Raw genomic sequence first — 21,141 nt, 5'->3', positions numbered from 1 at the left:
CCGGAGGGCGGCGTACCGCCTTATCCGGCATTTTATTTACAGTGCGATATCCGCTACAGCTTTCTGCTCAGGCTGCGGTTGCGCCTGAGGTTTCAGCTGAGGTTGCGGCGCTTCATCAGCAGCCTGCGGCTTGTCATATTTCAGCCCCAGAACGTCACTGGTGTATTGCAGCTCTTGTTCCGTAGCCTCAACGTTACCGTTCAGCTTGGTACCATAAGACGGAATAATGGTTTTCAGTTTCGCCTGCCACTCAGGGCTGGCCACTTTATCTTTAAACACTTTTTCCATCAGATGCAGCATTATCGGCGCCGCGGTTGATGCCCCCGGAGAAGCGCCCAGCAGCGCGGCAATGGTGCCCTCTTTATCGCTGACGACTTCGGTACCCAGACGCAGCACACCGCCCTTCTCCGCATCACTTTTAATGATCTGCACACGCTGGCCCGCCTGCCATAAACGCCAGTCTTCTTTTTTCGCCTGCGGATAGTACTCTTGCAGCGCGGCAAAACGGTCGTCATCGCTGAGCATCACCTGGCTTACCAGATATTTCACCAGATCGAAGTTATCCAGACCCACGTTGACCATCGGCATAAAGTTCGAGGTGGTGGTCGAGCTGAGCAGATCCCACAATGAACCGTTTTTCAGGAACTTGGTGGAGAATGTCGCGAATGGCCCAAACAGCACGACGCGCTTGCCATCAAGGATACGGGTATCGATGTGCGGCACGGACATCGGCGGCGCGCCAACGGAGGCCTGGCCGTACACTTTCGCCAGGTGGCGATTCACCACGTCCGGATTATCCGCAACCAGGAACTGCCCGCCAACCGGGAATCCGGCATAACCTTTCGCTTCCGGAATGTCGGTTTCCTGCAACAGCTTCAGCGCAGCGCCACCGGCACCGATAAAGACAAACTTCGCCTTAATATCATGTTCCGCTTCGTTATTTTTCAGATCGGCGACCGTGACGGTCCAGCTATTGTCGGCATTGCGTTTAAAGCCACGCACTTCGGTACTCAGCTGCAGCGCAAAGTTGGGCTTTTTCTGCAACGAGGCAATCAGCTGGCGCGTGATTTCGCCGTAGTTTACGTCAGTACCAATCTCGGTACGCGTTGCCGCGACTTTCTGCTTCGGATCGCGGCCTTCCATGACCAGCGGCGCCCACTCTTTAATCTGCGCGTGATCTTCGGAATAACGCATGCCACGGAATAACGTGCTCTGCTGCAGTGCGGTGTAACGGGCACGCAGGAAGTTCACGTTCTCGTCACCCCAGACAAAACTCATGTGCGGAACGGTGGTGATAAATGAGCGTGGTTCATGCATTACGCCATTATTGACCTGATAGGCCCAAAACTGGCGGGAGATCTGGAAGGCTTCGTTGATTTCGACTGCCTTTTCAATGCTGATGCTACCGTCGGCCTTTTTAGGCGTGTAGTTCAGCTCCATCAGTGCGGAGTGGCCTGTTCCGGCGTTATTCCAGCCGTTTGAGCTTTCCTGCGCTACACCATCCAGTCGCTCAACCATGGTCATTGACCATTGCGGTTCCAGCTCCTGTAAATAGGTTCCCAGCGTGGCGCTCATGATGCCGCCGCCAATCAACAGTACATCCGTTTCCTGCTCTTCCGCCGCTTTCGCTTTTGCCGCCATCGAGACAACATTCAGCCCAACGGCCATGGTGAAGAGCATGGCAGTCACTTTTTTCATAATGTTAATGCCTTACTTTTAGTATCGCTTTTTTGCTTTTAATGCAGGTGAAAATCGAGCGGTATCAACGTTAACACTTAAGTAAAAATATTTAAATATTGTTTATAAATTATATTTAATTTTTAAAAATGTTATTAATACGTTGATAGTTTATACGGTTATTGACAATCATTTCTGGAAACCGGTCCGTCAGACAGGTACTATGCTGCGCTTTGCTATTCACCGCACGGATGCCTGTCGGTCTGCTTTACCGGGCCATTTTTGACCTAAGAGTAACGATGTCTGCAACTCAACCCTCCTCTGTCGCAGTAGCGGAGCACGCGACGCGCGCAGTGCTGCGCCAACCCCGTTTACTGGTTCGCGAAACGCTGGCCGGTGTGGTAACCGCCCTGGCGCTGATCCCGGAAGTGATCTCTTTTTCCGTTATCGCCGGCGTCGATCCTAAAGTCAGCCTGATAGCCTCAGTCGTACTGTGCCTGGCAATGTCATTTTTAGGTGGCCGTCCGGCAATGGTTACCGCAGCGGCAGGATCGGTCGCGCTGGTGATTGGCCCGATGGTGCATCAACACGGCGTCCAGTACATCCTGCCTGCGGTGGTGCTGGCCGGGATTATTCAGATCCTGTTTGGCGTATTGGGGATGGCGCGTCTGATGCGATTCATTCCTACAGCCGTCATGACCGGTTTTGTGAACGCGCTGGGTATTTTGATTTTCTTTGCCCAGGTCCCGCATTTCTGGGGTAAAAGCCCGCTAATCTGGGGGCTGTTTGTCCTGACCCTGTTGATTGTGCTGTGGGTTCCGCGTTTTATTAAAACGATCCCCGCGCCGCTTATCGCCATCGTGCTGCTGACGGTGTTCACTGTCACCAGCGGACAACTATTACCGACCGTCGGTGACGAAGGTTCAATGCGCGGCGGCCTGCCGGGATTCACGCAGTTATTGGTACCACTCAACCTGCAAACGCTGGCGATTATCTGGCCCTGCGCGCTGAGCATCGCTTTTGTCGGATTAATGGAGTCGCTGTTAACCGCCCGTCTGGTGGATGACCTGACGGCTACGCCGTCGAATAAGAATCGCGAGAGCGCCGGGTTGGGGATAGCCAATATTCTGGCCGGTTTTTATGGCGGCATCGCCGGGTGTGCGATGATTGGTCAAACCATCGTTAACGTCGAGATGGGCAAAGGACGCAGCCGCGTCTCGACGGTCGCCGCCGGGCTGGTGCTGTTGTTGCTGGTCACTGGGTTAAGCGAAGTAATGGCGAAAATCCCCATGTCGGTGCTGGCGGGAATTATGGTGATTGTGGCGGTGAAAACCTTCAGTTGGCACAGCATCCAGCCCGCTACGCTGCGGCAACTCCCCGTTACTGAAACGCTGGTGATGCTAATGACCGTCGCGGCAACGGTGTCAACCGGCAACCTGGCGCTTGGCGTGGTTGCCGGGGTGATGACGATGCTCATTTTGCCGCGTATCGTCAGAGGCAAACGTGCGGCTACATCAGAAACAGCGTTGCCAGACCGAGAAAAATAAAGAAACCACCGGTATCGGTGATTGCCGTAATCATGACGCTCGAGCCGACCGCCGGGTCGCGCCCGAGCTTCACCATCGTCATCGGAATAATAACGCCCATCAACGCCGCCATCAGCAAATTGAGCATCATCGCCAGGGTCATTACGCCGCCGAGCGCCATGTCATCGTACAGCCACCAGGTAATGCCGCCCATAATTCCGCCCCACACGAGGCCATTAATCAACGCCACGCCCATTTCGCGCAGGATCAAAAACGTCAGGTTTCCCGGCTGAATATTTTGTAGCGCCAGCGCGCGAACAATCATGGTGATGGTTTGATTCCCGGTGTTGCCGCCGATCCCCGCCACAATCGGCATCAGCGAGGCCAGCGCGACCAGTTGCGAAATTGTATGTTCAAAGCCGTCGATCACTCGCGAAGCAATAAAGGCGGTACAAAGGTTAACGGCCAACCACGCCCAGCGGGTTTTTACCGCTTTCGTGACGGGGGCAAACACATCCTCTCCGGCGCTTAAGCCGCCCATTCGACGCAGATCGGTATCGGTTTCTTCATAGACCACATCGACGATCTCATCGATGGTTAAACGGCCCATCAGTTTACCTGAAGAGTCAACGACCGCGGCACTGACCAGGTCGTCACGTTCAAAGGTTCGCGCGGCGTGTTCGGCGATATCTTCCGGAGAAAAGGTGAGCGGATCATCTTCCATCACCTCGCTGACTTTTCGCTGCACGTCATTGAGCAGAATACAGGTGAGCGTCAGTTCCCCGACCAGCACTTTATTGCGGTCGGTCACGAAGAGTTTATCGGTGTTCTCCGGCATTTTTCCCAGCCGCCGCAGGTAGCGTTGCACCACTTCCAGCGTCACGTCCGGACGCACGGTGATAACTTCGAACTCCATAATCGCACCGACGCGATTCTTCTCGTAGTGCAGCACCTGGCGGACGCGCGCCCGCTCCTCGGCCGGTAACGTCGCCAACAGTCGACCCGTGAGGTTACGAGGGAGATGCTGAACCAGATAAATCTGTTCGTCGATATCAAGGTATTGCAACGCATCCAGCAGCTCACGATCGCTCATCTCATCGATCAGGTCGTCCCAGACGTTTTCAGACGCCTCAAGCAGGACGTTACCGCGCTTTTCACTTTCGACCAGCCGCCACAGGGCGTGACGCTCTTCAGAAGGTAATGCTTCGAGGGTATCCGCCAGATCGGGCGGCGGCAGGTGGGCAACCAGCGCCCCTACCTCAGCAATATCGTCGGCTAACGTGCCGACATCATATTGCTCAGCCAGGGTAAGCTTGCCCAATAGCGTTGAAACAACGGCTTTATCAGTGGTCAGCAGCCAGATAAGACGCGCACGCTCTTCATCACGCAGTCTGGCGCTGTTTTTGTTTGTTACAGGCATTAATCATAAATCCATGATATGAAATATCATTAATCATGATGCCGTTTTATGTAAATAACAATAAACAGTGCCGCCGGGTGGATAAAAAACCGGCGGCATGTGGGATCACGCAGTGCGGGCCACCGCGTCACGCGAGGCGGCATCACGCTCATCGCCCAGCAGTTCACTCAACTGTCCGTTACGCATTTCCAGCAGACGATCGGCGTGAATAAAATAGTGATCGTCATGGCTAATGGCGAAGATAGTTTTACCCATTTCTTGCATCAGCGGTAACAGGACCTGATAGAACTCACGACGGAAATGGGGATCCTGATCGGCAGCCCATTCATCCAGCAGAATGATGTCGCGCTCCTCCGCCAGAGCCAGCAGCAGCGCCACGCGTTTCTTCTGCCCTTTCGACAGCTTCAGATTGAGGATGCGGCCATCGTTCATCTCCAGCTTGTGACCCATCTTCAGATGTTCCAGCCACTTCGCTACCAGCTGCGGATTGGCTTCTTTACCTTCCGGCCCCAGCAGTTTGTCGAACAGCCAGACATCGGTAAACACGGCGGAGAACAGCTTGCGATAATCTTCCGGCTTTTCAACGGCCACGGCCTTACCATCAAGCAAAATTTCACCTGACTGCGGCTGGTATAGCCCGGTCAGTAACATCGCCAGCGTAGATTTCCCGCTGCCGTTGCCGCCAATCAGGAAGATCAGTTCACCGCGATGAATCGTCAGATTGACCGGCCCTACGGAAAAGGCATTATCCTGATAGTGGAAAACCACGTTACGCAGTTCCAGCGTTTGCCAGTTTGGAAAGGCGGTTGGGCGCGGGAATTCGGCCTTAAAAGGTGCCAGTGCGAATTTATTCAGCTTGTTGAAAGCCACCTGCGCAGTGAGCAGGGTCGGTAGCGCGCCAACGGCAGAGAGCAGCGGCGTACGCAGGAATAACAGCGTCAGTGAGTAAGTCGCCGCCACGGCGGTATCCGCCCAGCCCAGACTATTCGCCATCCAGAACACCAGGCCAATGGCGCCCAGCATCATAATGTTTGACCAGTTGACCGCGCTCAGGTGGAAGGTATCGGCGCGAATAATATGGTGACGGTACTCTTTGGCATCCGGGACGTACATCTGATTAAAGATATGCTCGGCGCGCTCGCGGTTGAGCGTCAGCTCTTTGCGCCCTTCCAGAACCGTCTGATAATCGTTGTACAACTTGTCTTCTGTTTCGCGCAGGGTAGCCATGTGCTTATACACCCGCGCCACCAGTACAAATCCCCCCCAGATGGTGATTGCCATCCAGATTGCCGTCACCAGCAGCATTTTGGTCGACAGCATCGCCAGATACGCCGCCGACCCGATGGTCAGGATAATCCCCTGCACCAGCTCAGGCAGACGAACAAAGGCGATGGTGATGTTGCGAATATCGCTGGTTAAACCGGCCAGCAACGAGGCGCTGCCAAGCTGTTCAATACGCTCGACGTGGGTATCCAGAATACGTTTGATAAATTCGCTACGCAGACGGTAGACAAAGTGGTGGCCGAGCGTGGTCAACGCCAGCTGAGAGCCGAGAGTGACAACCATCAATAGCAGCAGCAGGCCAAGAAACTCCGGCAGCACCATCAGCGTGGTGTCGACCGTTTCAATCAGACGCTGGTTGATAAACGCAATCAGCCCAATCCCCAACGCAGCGCTGGCGAGGCTGAGCGCCATGACGCTGATAAATGGCCAGCGATACTGCCGCCAGACAAGAAGTAAAAGTTCCATGCGAACAACCCGGACAAGTAATAACAGCCCGCAGTTTAAACATCTCTTCGCTGACAGCAAAAATAATTCTTATTTTTATTCTTTTTTACCCGCCTGACGAAACGTCAGATTGTAGCGACAGTCTCCGGTCAACGGATGATACCCCGTCTTAAGCGGCTGGATCCCATGATAAAACAGCCGCGAATTACCGCCCCACACCACCACATCGCCATGTTCCAGCAGCAAACGCTTTAAGGGGTCATTACGGCGCAAGCCGCCAAATTGAAAGATGGCCGGCAATCCTAGCGACACCGAGACAATCGGCGCCCGCAGGTCGGGTTCGTCTTTATCCTGATGTAAGGACAGTTTTGCCCCTGGCGTGTAGCGGTTAATCAGACAGGCATCGGGTTGAAAATCAGCATAGCCCGCCGCCGTCGCTGCCTGTTGGCACAGGTCATCGAATGCATCCGGCAGCGGCGGCCAGTGCGCGCCGGTTAGCGGATCAAAAGGAGAATAAAGGTAACCATGTTGATCCGTTGTCCAACCCAGACGACCGCAGTTGGTCATTGCCACCGACATCGTGTAGCCGCCGGGCGTCACCATCTGGCGAAACGGCGACTGTCTGGCGATAGCCGCTATCGCCTGCAGCAGAGACGGTGCGCAGTCAAAAGCGAAGCGTCGCAGAATAACCGCGCCTGACGCCAGCGGCTCCTGCCAGGGTTTCGCATCCGCAAAGAGATCGAGCATTATGTTTCCTCGCCAGTCGTTTCACGTTGCAGTAACTGTGCTTTGCGCGCAATGCCCCACCGGTAGCCCGAAAGTGCGCCATCGCCGCGGATCACCCGGTGACACGGGATGACGATTGCCAGTTTATTCGCCCCACAGGCGCTGGCCACCGCACGCACCGCCTTCGGTTTGCCGATGGCGCTGGCCAGTTGCTGGTAGCTCATCGTTTCGCCGCACGGAATTGCGCGCAACGCCTGCCACACCTGCTGCTGAAATGCGGTTCCCCGGATATCCAGCGGCAGCGATAACGGCGCGTCACGCGCATTGATTGCGGCGATCACTTCGCGCACGCGCTGCTGAAAATCGGCATCTGCTGGCACATCCTGAGCGGCGGGAAACAGCTCATGCAGATCCGCAACCAACGTAGCGTCATCATCACCTAGTAAGATCGCGCAGATACCACGTTCGCTTTCCGCCACCAGACAGCGACCCAGAGTGCAATCTGCCAGGGTATAGCGTACAGAAACGTTGTCGCCACCTTTACGAAATTGCTTTGCGGTCATGCCTAACGTCTGATCCGCTTTTCGGTAGTAGCTGCTGCTGTCGGGAAATCCGGCGTTGAGAATTGCCTGCGTTACCGGAACGCCTTTCGCCAGCGCATCGCGCAGACGACGGGCGCGCCAGGACTGCTGCCACGCTTTGGGGGTCATGCCCGTTGTGGCTTTGAACAGGCGATGTAAGTGATACGGGCTCATCGCCACCTGCTGCGCCAGCTCGTCCAGCGTGAGGGGAGATTCCTGCTCCAGCAACTGGCAGGCGTGGGCTATTTTCTCCAGCCGATGCTGGTGGGCGCTGTCTTTATCCGGCTGACAACGTTTACAGGGACGAAAACCGGCGGCCAGCGCCTGCCGGGCATCGGCAAAGAAAGTGACATTTTTGCGCAGCGCATGTTTCGCCCGACAGGACGGACGGCAGAAAATGCCGGTGGTCTGGACGGCGAAAACAAACTGACCGTCAGCGTCGGCGTCACGATCCACAACGGACTGCCAGCGGTCATCATCAGTTATGTGTAAACGATTTTTCATTATGGACTCCTTTGTTAAGCATAGCGCTTAGCCTCAGTGTGTCCCCATAGCCGGATACGAAAACCCGCAATCTTGCTTTTTAATTTTTTTCGCTGAGCAGGAAGCTTTTAAACTGCGGCGACATCCAGGTTTTAAACCCCTCGCCCTCTTTTATAATCATATAGACCGCGAGTCCTTCACGACGCACCACCTCTTTGGCCTTTTCCGGGCCGAGAACCATCAAACCGGTATCCCAACCGTCAGCCTCCAGCGCCGTTGGTGCGATTACCGTTACAGATACCAGGTTGTGTTCAATCGGACGACCGGTTTGCGGATCGATAACATGGGAAAGGCGCTTACCATCCAGCTCATAATAGTTACGGTAGCTGCCGGAGGTGCTAATGCCATGCCCGTTAATGTCGACGATCGCCTGTACCGCGTTTTCGCGATCGGTCGGTTTCTGAATCGCGACTCGCCACGAAAGCCCGTCTGCATTCATACCGCGGCTGTTCAATGCTCCACCAACAGATACCAGATAACGGGCGATCCCTTCCTGCTCCATTAATCGTGCCAGATGATCGGCGGCATAACCTTCGCCTACGGTCGAGAGATCCACGTACAGCTCGGGCAAATCTTTTTGCAGGTAGTTCCGATGCGCCTCATTAACAACCTTCAGATGTGAAAGCCCGGTTTGCGCTTTTGCGGCGTCAATTTGCGCCTGCGTAGGAATATGCACCGGTTGCTGATCCGGGCCAAAGCCCCACAAATTGACCAACGGACCCACGGTAATATCCATGGCCCCACCGGTTTTTGCGCCAATGCGTAACGCCGAAGTCACGATATCGGCCATAGCATCATTAACCGGCCATGGCGACAGGCTTTTCGACAGGTTAAAGCGCATTAACGCAGAATCATTTTTATAGGTAGAGAGAAGCTGATCGTCGGCATCCAGCTGAGCCTGGATCTTCGCCTGCAGTTCCCCGGCGCGTTTGGCATCTACGCCCACCGCACTGACCCGCCAGAAAGTGCCCATGGTTTTACCTTCCAGAACGGTGGCAGGTTGTGTGGTCTGGGCAGGTTTCGGGGCTTCATCGCACCCGACAAAAAAGATCGTCACAGCCAGTAGTGCTGCGCGATAGAAATTCACTTCCATACGTAATTATCCTCATGCGAACGGGCGCAAGAGTACACCAAAAATCGTTGTTTGTACGACGAAAAAACGGCATTAAAAAAGGCCCCGCAGGGCCTTTTAACGACATGAGCGCAGATTAGAACTGGTAAACCAGACCCAGCGCTACGATATCATCGGTAGCAATACCTGCTGCCTGGGTAAACGCATTGTCATCCAGCAGGTTGATTTTGTAATCAACATAGGTAGACATGTTTTTGTTGAAGTAGTAAGTCGCGCCAACATCAACATATTTCACGATATCCTGGTCACCGTAGTTGGTGAAGCCATTGCTGATGTCTTTGCCTTTTGACTGCAGGTAAGCCACGGAAGGACGCAGACCGAAATCGAACTGGTACTGTGCCACAACTTCAAAGTTCTGTGCTTTATCTGCGAAGCCATATGCAGCAGTCCGGTTGCTACCGTTAGAGGTACCGAAACGGGTTGCGTTATAGGACTGGGAGTACTGTGCAGCCAGGTAAACGTTGTTAGCGTCGTATTTCAGACCACCGGTATAAACCGTTGCACGGTCACCATTACCGTACACGCCAAGAGCATTCTGATCAGCGGTACGTTTAGAGGTAGTGATCGCACCACCGATACCAAAGCCAGAGCCGAGATCGTAAGTCAGAGAGCCGCCATAACCATCGCCATTCTGGGTCAGCAGGCTACGACCACCTTCGTTTTCACCGCTTACGCTGCCGTTTTTACCCTGGTACTGCAGGGCAAAGTTCAGACCATCAACCAGGCCAAAGAAATCTGTATTACGGTAGGTCGCATAACCGTTACCACGCTGCTGCATGAAGTTGTCCGCACCGTAGGTGTCACCGCCGAATTCTGGCAGGACGTCGGTCCAGGACGTTACATCATAAGTTACACCGTAGTTACGACCGTAGTCGAAAGAACCTGCATCAGCGAATTTCAGGCCTGCGAATGCCACACGCGTCCAGGCGTCGTTGCTGGATTCACTCTGGTTGCCTTGAATCTGGTATTCCCACTGGCCGTAACCGGTCAGTTGGTCGTTAACCTGGGTTTCGCCTTTGAAGCCGATACGCATGTAAGTCTTATCACCATCATCACCTTTGTTATCGGAGAAATAGTGCAGCCCGTCGACTTTGCCGTACAGGTCTAATTTGTTGCCGTCTTTGTTATAAATTTCAGCCGCATTTGCTGCGCCTGCTACCAGCAGTGCTGGTACCAGGAGGGACAGTACTTTAACTTTCATGTTATTAACCCTCTGTTATATGCCTTTATTGCTTTTTTATGCCACTGCATACTGATTAAGGTCATTAACCAGTCGGCAACTTCATTCTCCGCAAAAACACAGAATAATCCAACACGAATATGATACTAAAACTTTTAAGGTGTTTCATTTATCGACATAGATGTTTCAAAATATTAATAAGAGGGAACTTTTTTAAAATCAAAAAACAGGCAAAATAAGCACAAATAATCAAGAACTGTTTTAATTAAATTTAAAATCAATAAGTTACATTGAAAATAGTTATAGCACTGAATGACAAAACAAAATCTTCACTCGCAACTAAAATAGACCCGCTATCATCATTAACTTTATTTATTACCGTCATTCATTCATGAATGTCTGTTTACCCCTATTTCAACCGAATGCTTCGCGTTCGGTTTTTTTTTACCCTTCTTTACACAAAACTTACCGTTCTGTGCTACCGATGCAAAACTATAACAACTATTAACTATCTCATTGCGTCGTATTCAGATATAAATCTGATTAATAATTTCTTGTTATTTAATGCTAAATGTATACATTCCGTACAAATATTTGTACCCGCCTTTATTCACTGTACACCTTTGCATTGTCATAGCTGCAACAGAATGGAGCGTAAAAAATGCGGGCCATCCGGCGTGGTGTAAGTGTGGCAATTCATATATTACCCTTTATACTGCCCCATCATCTTTCGCGTCGTTTAACAGGTCATAAACACGAATGAGTCAGTCTGACACAACGGCTTCTACCCGATTCTCCCTGCTACCGGGAAGTATTACCCGTTTCTTCTTATTACTGATCGTTGTGCTGTTGGTGATGATGGGCGTTATGGTCCAGAGCGCCGTCAACACCTGGTTAAAGGATAAGAGCTATCAGATTGTCGATATCACCCATGCCATTCATAAAAGGGTCGATACCTGGCGATACGTGACCTGGCAAATCTATGACAATATTGCCGCCACGGCCAGTTCACCTGGTGCAGAAGGACTGCAGGAAACGCGTCTGAAACAAGACGTCTATTATCTTGAGAAACCGCGCAGAAAGACCGAGGCGCTGATTTTCGGTTCCCATGACAGTTCTACGCTGGAGATGACCCAACGCATCTCAACCTATCTTGATACGCTGTGGGGCGCGGAAAATGTTCCGTGGTCTATGTATTACCTGAATGGTCAGGACAATAGCCTGATCCTTATCTCAACGTTGCCGCTAAAAGATCTGACTTCCGGTTTTAAAGAGTCGACGATTGGTAATATTGTCGATTCACGGCGCGCGGAAATGTTACAACAGGCCAATGCGCTGGATGAACGTGAAAGCTTCTCTTCACTGCGCCGTCTGGCGTGGCAGAACGGGCATTACTTCACGCTACGCACGACCTTTAATCAGCCTGGACATCTGGCAACGGTTGTCGCCTTTGACCTGCCGATTAATGACTTGATCCCACCCGGCATGCCGCTGGACAGCTTCCATCTGGTTCCAGATGCCACGTCAACAACCGAGCATCTGAATGAAAAAGAGTCGCCTGACAGCGTCAGCATTAATTTCAACAACAGTAAAATTGAGATCTCTTCGGCGCTAAACTCAACGGATATGCGGCTGGTGTGGCAGGTTCCGTTTGGCTCATTGCTGCTCGACACCTTGCAAAGCATTCTGCTGCCGCTGTTACTCAACATTGCTTTGTTGGCCCTGGCGCTGTTTGGCTATACCACCTTTCGCCACCTCCCTGCCCGTTCCACCGAAGTGGCACCAAACCTTGCGGCAAATAATGAACTGCGTGTTCTGCGCGCCATCAATGAAGAGATAGTGTCTTTGCTGCCTCTGGGCTTGCTGGTGCACGATCAAGAAGCAAACCGCACGGTTATCAGCAATAAAATTGCCGACCACCTGTTACCGCATTTAAATTTGCAAAACATTACCAGTATGGCGGAGCAGCATCAGGGGGTGATTCAGGCCACCATCAATAATGAGCTGTATGAGATCCGGCTGTTCCGTAGCCAGATCTCATCGAGAACACAGATCTTTATTATTCGTGACCAGGACCGCGAAGTGCTGGTTAATAAGAAGCTGAAACAAGCGCAGCGACTGTATGAGAAAAACCAGCAGGCCCGGGCGGCCTTTATGCAGAATATCGGCAGCGCACTGAAAGACCCGGCGAAAACACTTGCCGCTAATGCTGCCGCACTGAATAGCCCGGACAGCCAGAAACTGGCCAATCAGGCAGACGTTCTGGTGCGTATGGTAGATGAAATCCAGTTGGCCAACCTGCTGGAAAGCGACGCCTGGAAAAGTGAATCGACGCTGTTTTCCGTGCAGTCGTTAATTGATGACGTGGTTCCGGAGGTTCTGCCAGCCATTAAACGTAAAGGGCTGCAGCTACTGATTAAAAATCACCTTAGCGCCCATGATGAACGCCGCGGCGACCGCGATGCCCTGCGCCGTATTTTGCTGTTGCTGATCCAATATGCGGTAACCACTACGCAAATTGGCAAAATCACGCTGGAAGTCGACCAGGATGAATCGGAGACTGAACGCCTGACCTTCCGCATTCTGGATACCGGGCAAGGTGTCACGTTGAATGAAGTTGATAACCTGCACTTCCCGTTCATCAATGACACCCAGGGCGATCGGTATAGCAAGGCCAACCCGCTGACGTTCTGGTTATGCGATCAGCTCGCCCGCAAGCTAGGTGGACACCTGAACATTAAAGCGCGGGAAGAACTTGGAACACGTTATATAGTCCATGTTAAAATGCCGCTGCACGATCAACATGCTGAAAGTGAAGAGCGTTTGTTAGATGACGTCTGCATAATGGTTGATGTCACCTCTAATGACGTACGCAGCATCGTATTACGCCAACTGGAGAACTGGGGAGCAACCTGCATCACGCCTGATGAGCGGTTGAATAGTCAAGAATATGATCTCTTTTTAACAGATAATCCGTCTAATCTTACTGCCTCAGGCCTTCTTTTAAGCGATGATGAGTCTGGCGTGCGGAAAATTGGCCCTGGTCAGCTGCGCGTCAACTTTAATATGAGCAATGCTATGCAGGAAGCTGTCCTCGAGCTGATAGAAGAGCAGCTGGCACAAGAAGAGATCCAGGAACTTCCCCTCGGCGGAGATGAAAACGCCGAACTTCATGCCAGTGGTTACTATGCACTCTTTGTAGACACAGTACCGGATGATGTTAAGAGGTTGTATACTGAGGCAGCAACCAGCGATTTCGCTGCGTTAGCCCAAACGGCCCATCGCCTGAAAGGCGTGTTTGCCATGCTTAATCTGGTACCCGGCAAGCAGTTATGTGAAGCGCTGGAACATCTTATTCAAGAGAAAGATGCTCCAGGTATAGAAAAATACATCAGCGACATTGACGATTACGTCAAGAGCTTGCTGTAGCAAGGTAGCCCAATACATGAACACTATGAACGTAATTATTGCCGATGACCACCCGATTGTACTGTTCGGTATTCGTAAATCACTTGAGCAAATCGAGTGGGTAAACGTTGTCGGCGAATTTGAAGACTCCACTGCACTGATCAACAATTTGCCTAAGTTAGATGCTCATGTGTTGATTACCGACCTCTCCATGCCGGGAGATAAATACGGTGACGGGATCACGTTAATTAAGTATATCAAGCGCCATTTCCCGAGCCTGTCGATTATTGTTCTCACCATGAACAACAACCCGGCAATCCTGAGCGCGGTACTGGATCTCGATATTGAAGGAATTGTCCTGAAGCAAGGCGCGCCAACAGATCTGCCGAAAGCGCTTGCCGCGCTGCAGAAGGGTAAGAAATTCACCCCGGAAAGCGTTTCTCGTCTGCTGGAAAAAATCAGCGCCAGCGGTTACGGCGACAAACGTCTGTCACCGAAAGAGAGCGAAGTTCTGCGCCTGTTTGCCGAAGGTTTCCTGGTTACTGAAATCGCGAAAAAACTCAACCGCAGTATTAAAACCATCAGCAGCCAGAAAAAGTCGGCAATGATGAAACTCGGTGTGGAAAACGATATCGCCCTGTTGAATTACCTTTCTTCCGTCACGCTGAGTCCGTCAGACAAAGAGTAATTCTTTTAACATCGACGTGCCTGATGGCACGGCGTTTATCAGGCCTACGAATGACACGATGTTGTGCGTGTTACGTAGGCCGGATAAGGCAAACGCCCCATCCGGCCTCTTTTATTCCCGCGCCTTTCTCACTCTTTCCGCATAGACCGTCAGCGTTTGCTTCAATACATCTAACGTCACCGGCTTAGACAGACAGCTATCCATACCTGACTCCAGACAACGCTGCTTCTCTTCAGCCAGCGCGTTGGCCGTCACGCCGACAACCGGCAGGGTTAATCCTAACTGGCGAATACGCTGGGTCAGGCGATAACCATCCATGTTCGGCATGTTAACGTCGCTCAGCACGATGTCGATATGGTTTTTACTCAGTACATTGAGTGCGTCCACGCCGTCATTCGCGGTTTTACACTGATACCCCAACGATCCCAACTGATCGGCCAGTAAACGCCTGTTGATAGGATGATCGTCGACCACCAGAATCATCATGTCATCGTTAGTTGCAGCAACTTTATCCGGGGCTGGCAACGCCGTTGAAAGCTCTTCACTGCTCAGCTCAAGGCTGTAGATATGCGCCAACAGCGCGGGCAGTTCGTGAGGCGATGCCACGCTGTGCACCCACTCCCCGGGCATCCTTTCCAGCGGAATACCGATATGACGACGGCAGAAAATCACCGCGGCGCGTCCCTGCCACGCCTGGTCCAGCACATCGTCGGCAATCAGCAGGTCATCCGCATCCGGTTGCTGTCCCTCATAGCACTGCACCGTCATCCCGTTACGCGCCAGACTGGATTCAATAAACTGGTACAGCGACGCGTTACGCACCGCCAGCCAGCAACGTTTGCCGACAAGCCCTTCGATACCTTTTTTCAGCGGGTACTGCGCGCCATAAAGCGGAATACGCAGCATAAACTGGCTACCCATTCCCGGTTCAGAATCGACGGAAATATCCCCATCCATCATGCTGATCAGTTTTTCACAGATAGCCAAACCAAGCCCGGTTCCCTGGAAATTACGCTGTACGCCGGTTCCCACCTGGAAGAAAGGATCGAACAAGCGGACGACCTCTTTGGCAGGGATCCCAACCCCGGTATCACGCACGCGAATACTGAGATAGTCTTCGTTACACTGCACGTGCAGCACAATGCAGCCGGTATCGGTAAACTTGATAGCATTACTCAGCAGATTGGAAATCACCTGCTGTAAACGCATCGGGTCACCATTGAGCGCCACCGGTACATTCGGGTCGATAAAGCAGTACAACCCCAGCTGTTTGCGAACCACCAGCGGCAGATAGTTAGCCGTAATATGATTCATTACTTCGCGCGGTGAAAACTCGCGCGGTTCAATCTTCAGCTGTTCAGATTCAATTTTCGAGAAATCGAGAATATCGCTGATAATTTTCAACAGCAGGCTGGAAGAGTTGTTCATCGCCGTCACCAGGCGATCCACTCCGTTGGGTAACTCTTTGGTTTGCAACAAATCAAGGTTACCGATAATGCCATACAGCGGCGTACGCAGCTCGTGGCTTACCGTCGCAAGGAACATCGATTTGGACTGGCTCGCCTGCTCCGCCGCCTGCGCCATCTCCTGCAACGACTCTTCCATTTTAACGCGCGCGCTGATGTCAACCAGCACACAAATTGCCACGTTTTCATTACGATAGCGCGAGTGCACAAAGCTGATTTGCAGATTGGTATTGTTGCTGGTCAGCACATCAACAAAATTGACCTGCTGGCCGCAGATAATTTGCGTTAACCGTTGCCGGTCTTCATGCGTCAGCATGTTGAGATAGGTGTGCGCCAGCTCATTACTCAGGATGTTAATGCCATCTATCGTACGCAGAATACAAATCCCAACCGGCGCGGAAGCCACGATTTTACGGTTAAACTGCTCGTGCTCTTCCAGACGCTGGGCATCGCTTTCCGCAGGAATAAAAATGCGCCGCTCATACATGCGCGTGAGCATAAATAACGCCGCGCCAACCAGCACATTCAGCAGAATAGCGTTCAGGATCATCATGCGGATCCGCTCCAGCACCAGATCGACCGGTACTGAATAAACAATGCTTAGCGATGACGGGGGCAGGTTTTTCTTCAGCACCAGTTCGTGAAAACCCGACGTATAGCCAAACCAGGAGCGCTCCTGCATCCAGCGAGGTTCAGCCTTAATATTCCCCTCGGGGCCGGTGAGCGAAATCAGCGCATGACCATTTTCATCAAGGATGGTCACTCCCATCGGCAAACTGCCCGGCGTGAAAAAGTTCTCCATGCGGATAGGCTGTTCCACACCCAACAGCGCCTGCAGGCGATTAGCGAGATAAACCGGCGTCAGCGCATAGAAATAGCCTATCCCCGGCCGCGGCCCCTGGCTAATCCAGAACAGGTTATTACCGTTTTCGTCCTGCGGTGCATTGCGATACTTAATAATGCGCTCATGCAGCGCCTTCAACGCCCCGTCACGTTCGACAGGCATATCACGCAGACCGAAATTGGCCATGCAAAGGTTGTCGCTGCCGATCAGGAACACACGATTCAAATCATAGGCCGCGGAAAAGTTATCCCGCCAGTAGCGCATAAACCACGCCAGCGATTCCAGAGAACCTCGCCAGGCGTTGCCCATCACCGAGCAGTCGGAGTCGGCAAACAGCGGCTCAAAGTTTGGCACGGCGGTTTTATCATCCCGCGCGCGCAACGACATCACGCCGTTTTCCGCCGTTAAGCGATTCTCCGCGATATATTTCAGCTCTTTAATCACATCAGAGGTGCGCTGAATGTAACGTTGGGCCTGATCGGAACTGAGGTTAAGCTCCTGGTGAATCTCGGACTCTCTCTGGTGCAGCGCATTCACGATGTAGAAAACGGAGGCAAATGCGATTAGCCCCCAGATCAGGAGCGCCAACGCCCTGAACAGATAGCGTGAGACTTTTAGCGTTGAATGAACGGAAGCAAGGTATTTCAAAGGGGCGAAGCTCCGCCTCAGGGCATTAATAGAGTGTGGTTAAGGTAGCGGTAAATGTCCGGCGTCGCAATGCCCTCTCTTTACGGGAATATGATACACCGCTCTGAAACCATTGTCTTAACCCGTGATAATCGTCGTTTGCCTGAAAAACACTGCACGGATGTCAGAATGCGCGACCTGAGATGGCTGGCTCGTCGGTTATACCCACGACGATTACGCAACCAAATGATCATGATGGCCATCCTGATGGTCATCATTCCGACGATATCTATAGGTTATATCGTAGAAACTGAAGGCCGTTCAGCAGTCTTATCTGAAAAAGAGAAAAAACTGTCATCGGTGATAACCCTGCTAAACGATGCGCTGGGCGACCGCTTTAGTCACTACCCAAATTTGCCGCGTGAAGCACGCATTCGCGCGCTTAATCAAGAGTTGGCCCCCATCACCGAGCGCATTACGCAAGCGTTTCCCGGCATTGGCGCCGGGTATTATCACAAAGCGCTGGATGCCATTATCACCTACGCTCCCTCCGCGCTTTACCAAGGCAACGTAGGTATCACCATCACCGAGGATCATCCCGGGCGCGAAGTGATGAGTAGCAACGCGCCTGTGGTCTATTCCGGGCGACAGGTTCGCGGCGACATACTCAACTCGATGATCCCAATAGCGCGCCAGGGAGAGGTTATTGGGTATATCTGGGCCAATGAGCTCACCGAAGATATCCGCCAGCAGGCCTGGAGAATGGATGTCAGGATTATTGCCGTACTGGTTGCCGGGCTCATCTGTAGCCTGCTGCTCATCGTGCACTTCTCACGTCGACTCAGTGCGAATATCGACATCATCACCGATGGGCTTTCCACGCTGGCACAAAAAACCCCTACCCGATTGCCTGAACTCCCCGGCGAGTTAGGACAAATCAGCCGTAGCGTCAATGCGCTGGCACAAACGCTACGGGAAACCAAAACCCTTAACGATCTGATCATTGAAAATGCCGCAGATGGCGTGATCGCCATCGACAGGCAAGGCGACGTTACCACCATGAACCCGGCGGCAGAACAGATAACGGGCTACACGCTGCATGAGCTGGTCGGACAGCCCTATGCGACGCTCTTTGCCAATACGCAGTTTTATAGCCCGGTACTGGACACCCTTGAGCACGGTACTGAACATGTGGCCCAGGAGATTAGCTTTCCTGGACGAGAACGCACCATTGAGATCAGTGTAACCACCAGTCGGATCCATAACGCACACGGCGAGCTGATTGGCGCGCTGGTTATTTTCTCCGATTTAACCGCCCGTAAAGAGACCCAGCGTCGGCTGGCGCAAACCGAAAGGCTTGCCACCCTGGGTGAGCTGATGGCCGGCGTCGCACATGAAGTGCGAAACCCGCTGACCGCAATTCGTGGCTACGTCCAGATCATCCGCCAGCAAACCTCGCTGCCGGAACATCAGGAATATTTATCTGTTGTGCTGAATGAAATTGATTCCATCAATAAAGTTATTCAACAACTGTTAGATTTCTCTCGCCCACGACAAAGCCAGTGGCAACAGATTCAGCTCAATGCACTCATTGAAGAGACGCTAATCCTGGTGCAAACCGCTGGCCTGCAGGCACGGATCGCCTTTACAACGGAATTAGATCCCAGCCTGCCGCCGATCGTCGCCGATCGCGAGCTTCTCAAACAGGTGATCCTCAATATTTTAATCAATGCGGTACAGGCGATCGCTGCGCGAGGCGAAATTCGCATCCGTACCTGGCAATACTCGGCCTCGCAACAGGCCGTGATGATTGAAGATAATGGCAACGGTATCGATCTCGCCATACAGAAGAAAATATTCGATCCCTTTTTTACGACAAAAGCATCAGGCACCGGTCTTGGACTGGCGCTGAGCCAGCGCATCATCAACGCGCATCAGGGGGATATCCACGTAACCAGCCAGCCTGGCTGCGGGGCGATATTCACTCTGATTTTACCTCTTAACCCGCAGGGAAATCCGTCAGAATGAAAACGACCTATCGTATTCTCATCGTTGATGATGAAGAAAATGTTCGCCGTATGCTTGCCACCGCATTTTCCCTGCAAGGGCATGAGACACATTGCGCCAGCGACGGGAAAGCCGCGCTGAGCCTGTTTAGCGAAACGCAGCCAGACGTGGTGCTGATGGACATTCGCATGCCGGAGATGGACGGTATCGACGCGCTGAAAGTTATGCGCACGCAGCAACCACGGATCCCCGTCATTCTGATGACCGCTTACGCTGAAGTAGAAACCGCAGTAGAAGCTTTACGTAGCGGCGCATTCGACTACGTGATTAAGCCCTTTGATCTCGACGAGCTAAGCATGGTGATTCAACGCGCATTGCAACTGCAGGAGATGAAACAGGAAATCCGCAATCTGCATAAAGCGTTGACCACCAGTTGGCAGTGGGGACATATTCTGACCACCAGCCCGCGTATGATGGATATCTGTAAAGACACGGCGAAAATCGCCCTCTCCCAGGCAAACGTGTTGATTAGTGGTGAAAGCGGCACAGGAAAGGAACTGATCGCCCGCGCCATTCACTACAACAGCAAACGCGCCAATGGCCCTTTTATCAAAATTAACTGCGCGGCCCTGCCGGAATCGTTGTTGGAAAGCGAGCTATTTGGTCACGAAAAAGGCGCGTTTACCGGGGCACAGACATTACGCCAGGGATTGTTCGAACGCGCTCATCAGGGAACTTTATTGCTTGATGAAATTGGCGAGATGCCGCTGGTGCTGCAGGCCAAGCTGCTGCGCATTTTGCAGGAGAGGGAGTTTGAACGCATCGGCGGTCACCAGACCATTCGCGTTGACATTCGAATCGTCGCCGCCACCAACCGCTGTCTGCAAACGATGGTGAAGGAAGGAACGTTTCGAGAAGATCTGTTTTACCGTCTCAACGTTATCCATCTGACTTTGCCGCCATTACGCGAGCGTCGTGAAGATATTGCCTTATTAGCAAACCACTTTTTACAAAAATTCAGCTCTGAAAATCAGCGGGATATTATCGAAATCGACCCGACGGCGATGTCGATCCTCACCGCCTGGCCCTGGCCCGGTAACATTCGCGAACTGTCAAACGTCATCGAACGTGCAGTCGTTATGAATACCGGTGCGGTGATCTTTGCCGACGATCTCCCCGACCCGTTGCGCAACCCGGTGAGCGCCACAACAGAAACAAAACCGACTTACTCCGGGGAACGCAATCTGAAAGAAGAGATTAAGCGTGAGGAAAAACGAATTATCCTCGAAGTCCTCGACAATCAGGACGGCAATCGCACCCGCACGGCGCTGATGCTGGGAATTAGCCGTCGCGCTTTAATGTATAAATTACAAGAGTACGGCATCGACCCATCGGGTTCCTGATACGCAAATTTGCTATGCAGAATTTTGCACACTGCGCAAAATTCTGCATAACCCCTCGTGGTCTCCTTTCACCAAGACCACAAAAATAAACCAATAAATTCAATCAACTAAACATTAATACGTTTCTTTAGTCATTCTGGCACCCTGCTTGCAATTCCCTGAGCGTACCCAAAATGGAGTATGCA

General features: G+C 52.3%; 12 protein-coding genes and 1 pseudogene. 5 read left to right on the top strand and 8 right to left on the bottom strand.

What is annotated here, in order from left to right; translation table 11 throughout:
- Positions 1-36: 36 nt before the first annotated feature.
- On the bottom strand, positions 37-1,698 hold the full coding sequence (gene mqo, locus HV352_RS07895; protein WP_047416262.1) for a malate dehydrogenase (quinone): 1,662 nt from the start codon (positions 1,696-1,698) through the stop codon (positions 37-39).
- Positions 1,699-1,976: 278 nt separating this feature from the next.
- Here mqo and HV352_RS07890 point away from each other — a divergent pair, with 278 nt between their 5' ends.
- On the top strand, positions 1,977-3,224 hold the full coding sequence (locus tag HV352_RS07890) for a SulP family inorganic anion transporter (protein WP_181635322.1): 1,248 nt from the start codon (positions 1,977-1,979) through the stop codon (positions 3,222-3,224).
- Here the strand turns inward: HV352_RS07890 and mgtE are convergent.
- The 6 genes and pseudogenes from mgtE to HV352_RS07860 all read right to left on the bottom strand — a co-directional run bounded on the left by mgtE (position 3,187) and on the right by HV352_RS07860 (position 10,534).
- Entirely contained in the window at positions 3,187-4,623 is a 1,437-nt protein-coding gene (gene mgtE, locus HV352_RS07885; RefSeq protein ID WP_016153782.1) for a magnesium transporter, read from the bottom strand. The two genes, HV352_RS07890 and mgtE, sit on opposite strands and share 38 nt — an antisense overlap.
- Before the next feature lie 105 nt (positions 4,624-4,728).
- A complete protein-coding gene (locus tag HV352_RS07880; RefSeq protein WP_016157011.1) occupies positions 4,729-6,372 on the bottom strand; it encodes a multidrug ABC transporter permease/ATP-binding protein in 1,644 nt (547 codons plus the stop codon).
- 35 nt (positions 6,373-6,407) lie between these two features.
- Positions 6,408-7,098, bottom strand: a pseudogene (gene alkB, locus HV352_RS07875) (DNA oxidative demethylase AlkB).
- Positions 7,098-8,162, bottom strand: coding sequence for a bifunctional DNA-binding transcriptional regulator/O6-methylguanine-DNA methyltransferase Ada (ada, locus tag HV352_RS07870; RefSeq protein ID WP_181627189.1), 1,065 nt, complete (start codon positions 8,160-8,162; stop codon positions 7,098-7,100). Before ada ends, alkB begins: the two are co-directional and overlap by 1 nt.
- Positions 8,163-8,241: 79 nt before the next feature.
- Entirely contained in the window at positions 8,242-9,294 is a 1,053-nt protein-coding gene (apbE, locus tag HV352_RS07865) for an FAD:protein FMN transferase ApbE (RefSeq protein ID WP_016153786.1), read from the bottom strand.
- A 115-nt stretch (positions 9,295-9,409) separates the two neighbouring features.
- Positions 9,410-10,534: a porin OmpC gene (locus HV352_RS07860; protein ID WP_016157015.1), complete on the bottom strand. Its 1,125-nt coding sequence runs from the start codon at positions 10,532-10,534 to the stop codon at positions 9,410-9,412.
- A gap of 738 nt (positions 10,535-11,272) precedes the next feature.
- Between HV352_RS07860 and rcsD the strand changes: the two genes are divergently transcribed.
- Positions 11,273-13,942 (top strand): phosphotransferase RcsD, encoded by a 2,670-nt coding sequence (gene rcsD, locus HV352_RS07855; RefSeq protein ID WP_016157016.1) that lies wholly within the window; start codon positions 11,273-11,275, stop codon positions 13,940-13,942.
- A 16-nt stretch (positions 13,943-13,958) separates the two neighbouring features.
- A complete protein-coding gene (gene rcsB, locus HV352_RS07850) occupies positions 13,959-14,609 on the top strand; it encodes a response regulator transcription factor RcsB (protein ID WP_003027592.1) in 651 nt (216 codons plus the stop codon).
- A gap of 111 nt (positions 14,610-14,720) precedes the next feature.
- On the opposite strand, the gene rcsC is transcribed toward rcsB, so the two are convergent.
- The gene (gene rcsC / locus HV352_RS07845; RefSeq protein ID WP_149381521.1) at positions 14,721-17,567 is read right to left on the bottom strand and encodes a two-component system sensor histidine kinase RcsC; all 2,847 of its coding nucleotides are present in this window, start codon (positions 17,565-17,567) and stop codon (positions 14,721-14,723) included.
- Between the two features lie 168 nt (positions 17,568-17,735).
- Between rcsC and atoS the strand changes: the two genes are divergently transcribed.
- Both atoS and atoC read left to right on the top strand, forming a co-directional pair.
- Positions 17,736-19,574 (top strand): two-component system sensor histidine kinase AtoS, encoded by a 1,839-nt coding sequence (atoS, locus tag HV352_RS07840; protein ID WP_181635320.1) that lies wholly within the window; start codon positions 17,736-17,738, stop codon positions 19,572-19,574.
- Positions 19,571-20,956, top strand: coding sequence for an acetoacetate metabolism transcriptional regulator AtoC (gene atoC, locus HV352_RS07835; protein ID WP_019077262.1), 1,386 nt, complete (start codon positions 19,571-19,573; stop codon positions 20,954-20,956). The genes atoS and atoC overlap by 4 nt, the downstream gene beginning before the upstream one ends.
- Positions 20,957-21,141: the final 185 nt, after the last annotated feature.

The organism is Citrobacter sp. RHBSTW-01044, assembly GCF_013781945.1.
Classification (GTDB): Bacteria; Pseudomonadota; Gammaproteobacteria; order Enterobacterales; family Enterobacteriaceae; genus Citrobacter; species Citrobacter braakii.
Note: the sequence above shows the minus strand (reverse complement) of the source record. Positions and strands in the feature narration are given on the sequence as shown.

What these genes read in the sequence shown, in the direction of transcription:
- mqo (WP_047416262.1), bottom strand. Translation starts at nt 1,698, where the DNA reads ATGAAAAAAGTGACTGCCATGCTCTTCACCATGGCCGTTGGGCTGAAT.
- HV352_RS07890 (WP_181635322.1), top strand. Translation starts at nt 1,977, where the DNA reads ATGTCTGCAACTCAACCCTCCTCTGTCGCAGTAGCGGAGCACGCGACG.
- mgtE (WP_016153782.1), bottom strand. Translation starts at nt 4,623, where the DNA reads ATGCCTGTAACAAACAAAAACAGCGCCAGACTGCGTGATGAAGAGCGT.
- HV352_RS07880 (WP_016157011.1), bottom strand. Translation starts at nt 6,372, where the DNA reads ATGGAACTTTTACTTCTTGTCTGGCGGCAGTATCGCTGGCCATTTATC.
- ada (WP_181627189.1), bottom strand. Translation starts at nt 8,162, where the DNA reads ATGAAAAATCGTTTACACATAACTGATGATGACCGCTGGCAGTCCGTT.
- apbE (WP_016153786.1), bottom strand. Translation starts at nt 9,294, where the DNA reads ATGGAAGTGAATTTCTATCGCGCAGCACTACTGGCTGTGACGATCTTT.
- HV352_RS07860 (WP_016157015.1), bottom strand. Translation starts at nt 10,534, where the DNA reads ATGAAAGTTAAAGTACTGTCCCTCCTGGTACCAGCACTGCTGGTAGCA.
- rcsD (WP_016157016.1), top strand. Translation starts at nt 11,273, where the DNA reads ATGAGTCAGTCTGACACAACGGCTTCTACCCGATTCTCCCTGCTACCG.
- rcsB (WP_003027592.1), top strand. Translation starts at nt 13,959, where the DNA reads ATGAACACTATGAACGTAATTATTGCCGATGACCACCCGATTGTACTG.
- atoS (WP_181635320.1), top strand. Translation starts at nt 17,736, where the DNA reads ATGCGCGACCTGAGATGGCTGGCTCGTCGGTTATACCCACGACGATTA.
- atoC (WP_019077262.1), top strand. Translation starts at nt 19,571, where the DNA reads ATGAAAACGACCTATCGTATTCTCATCGTTGATGATGAAGAAAATGTT.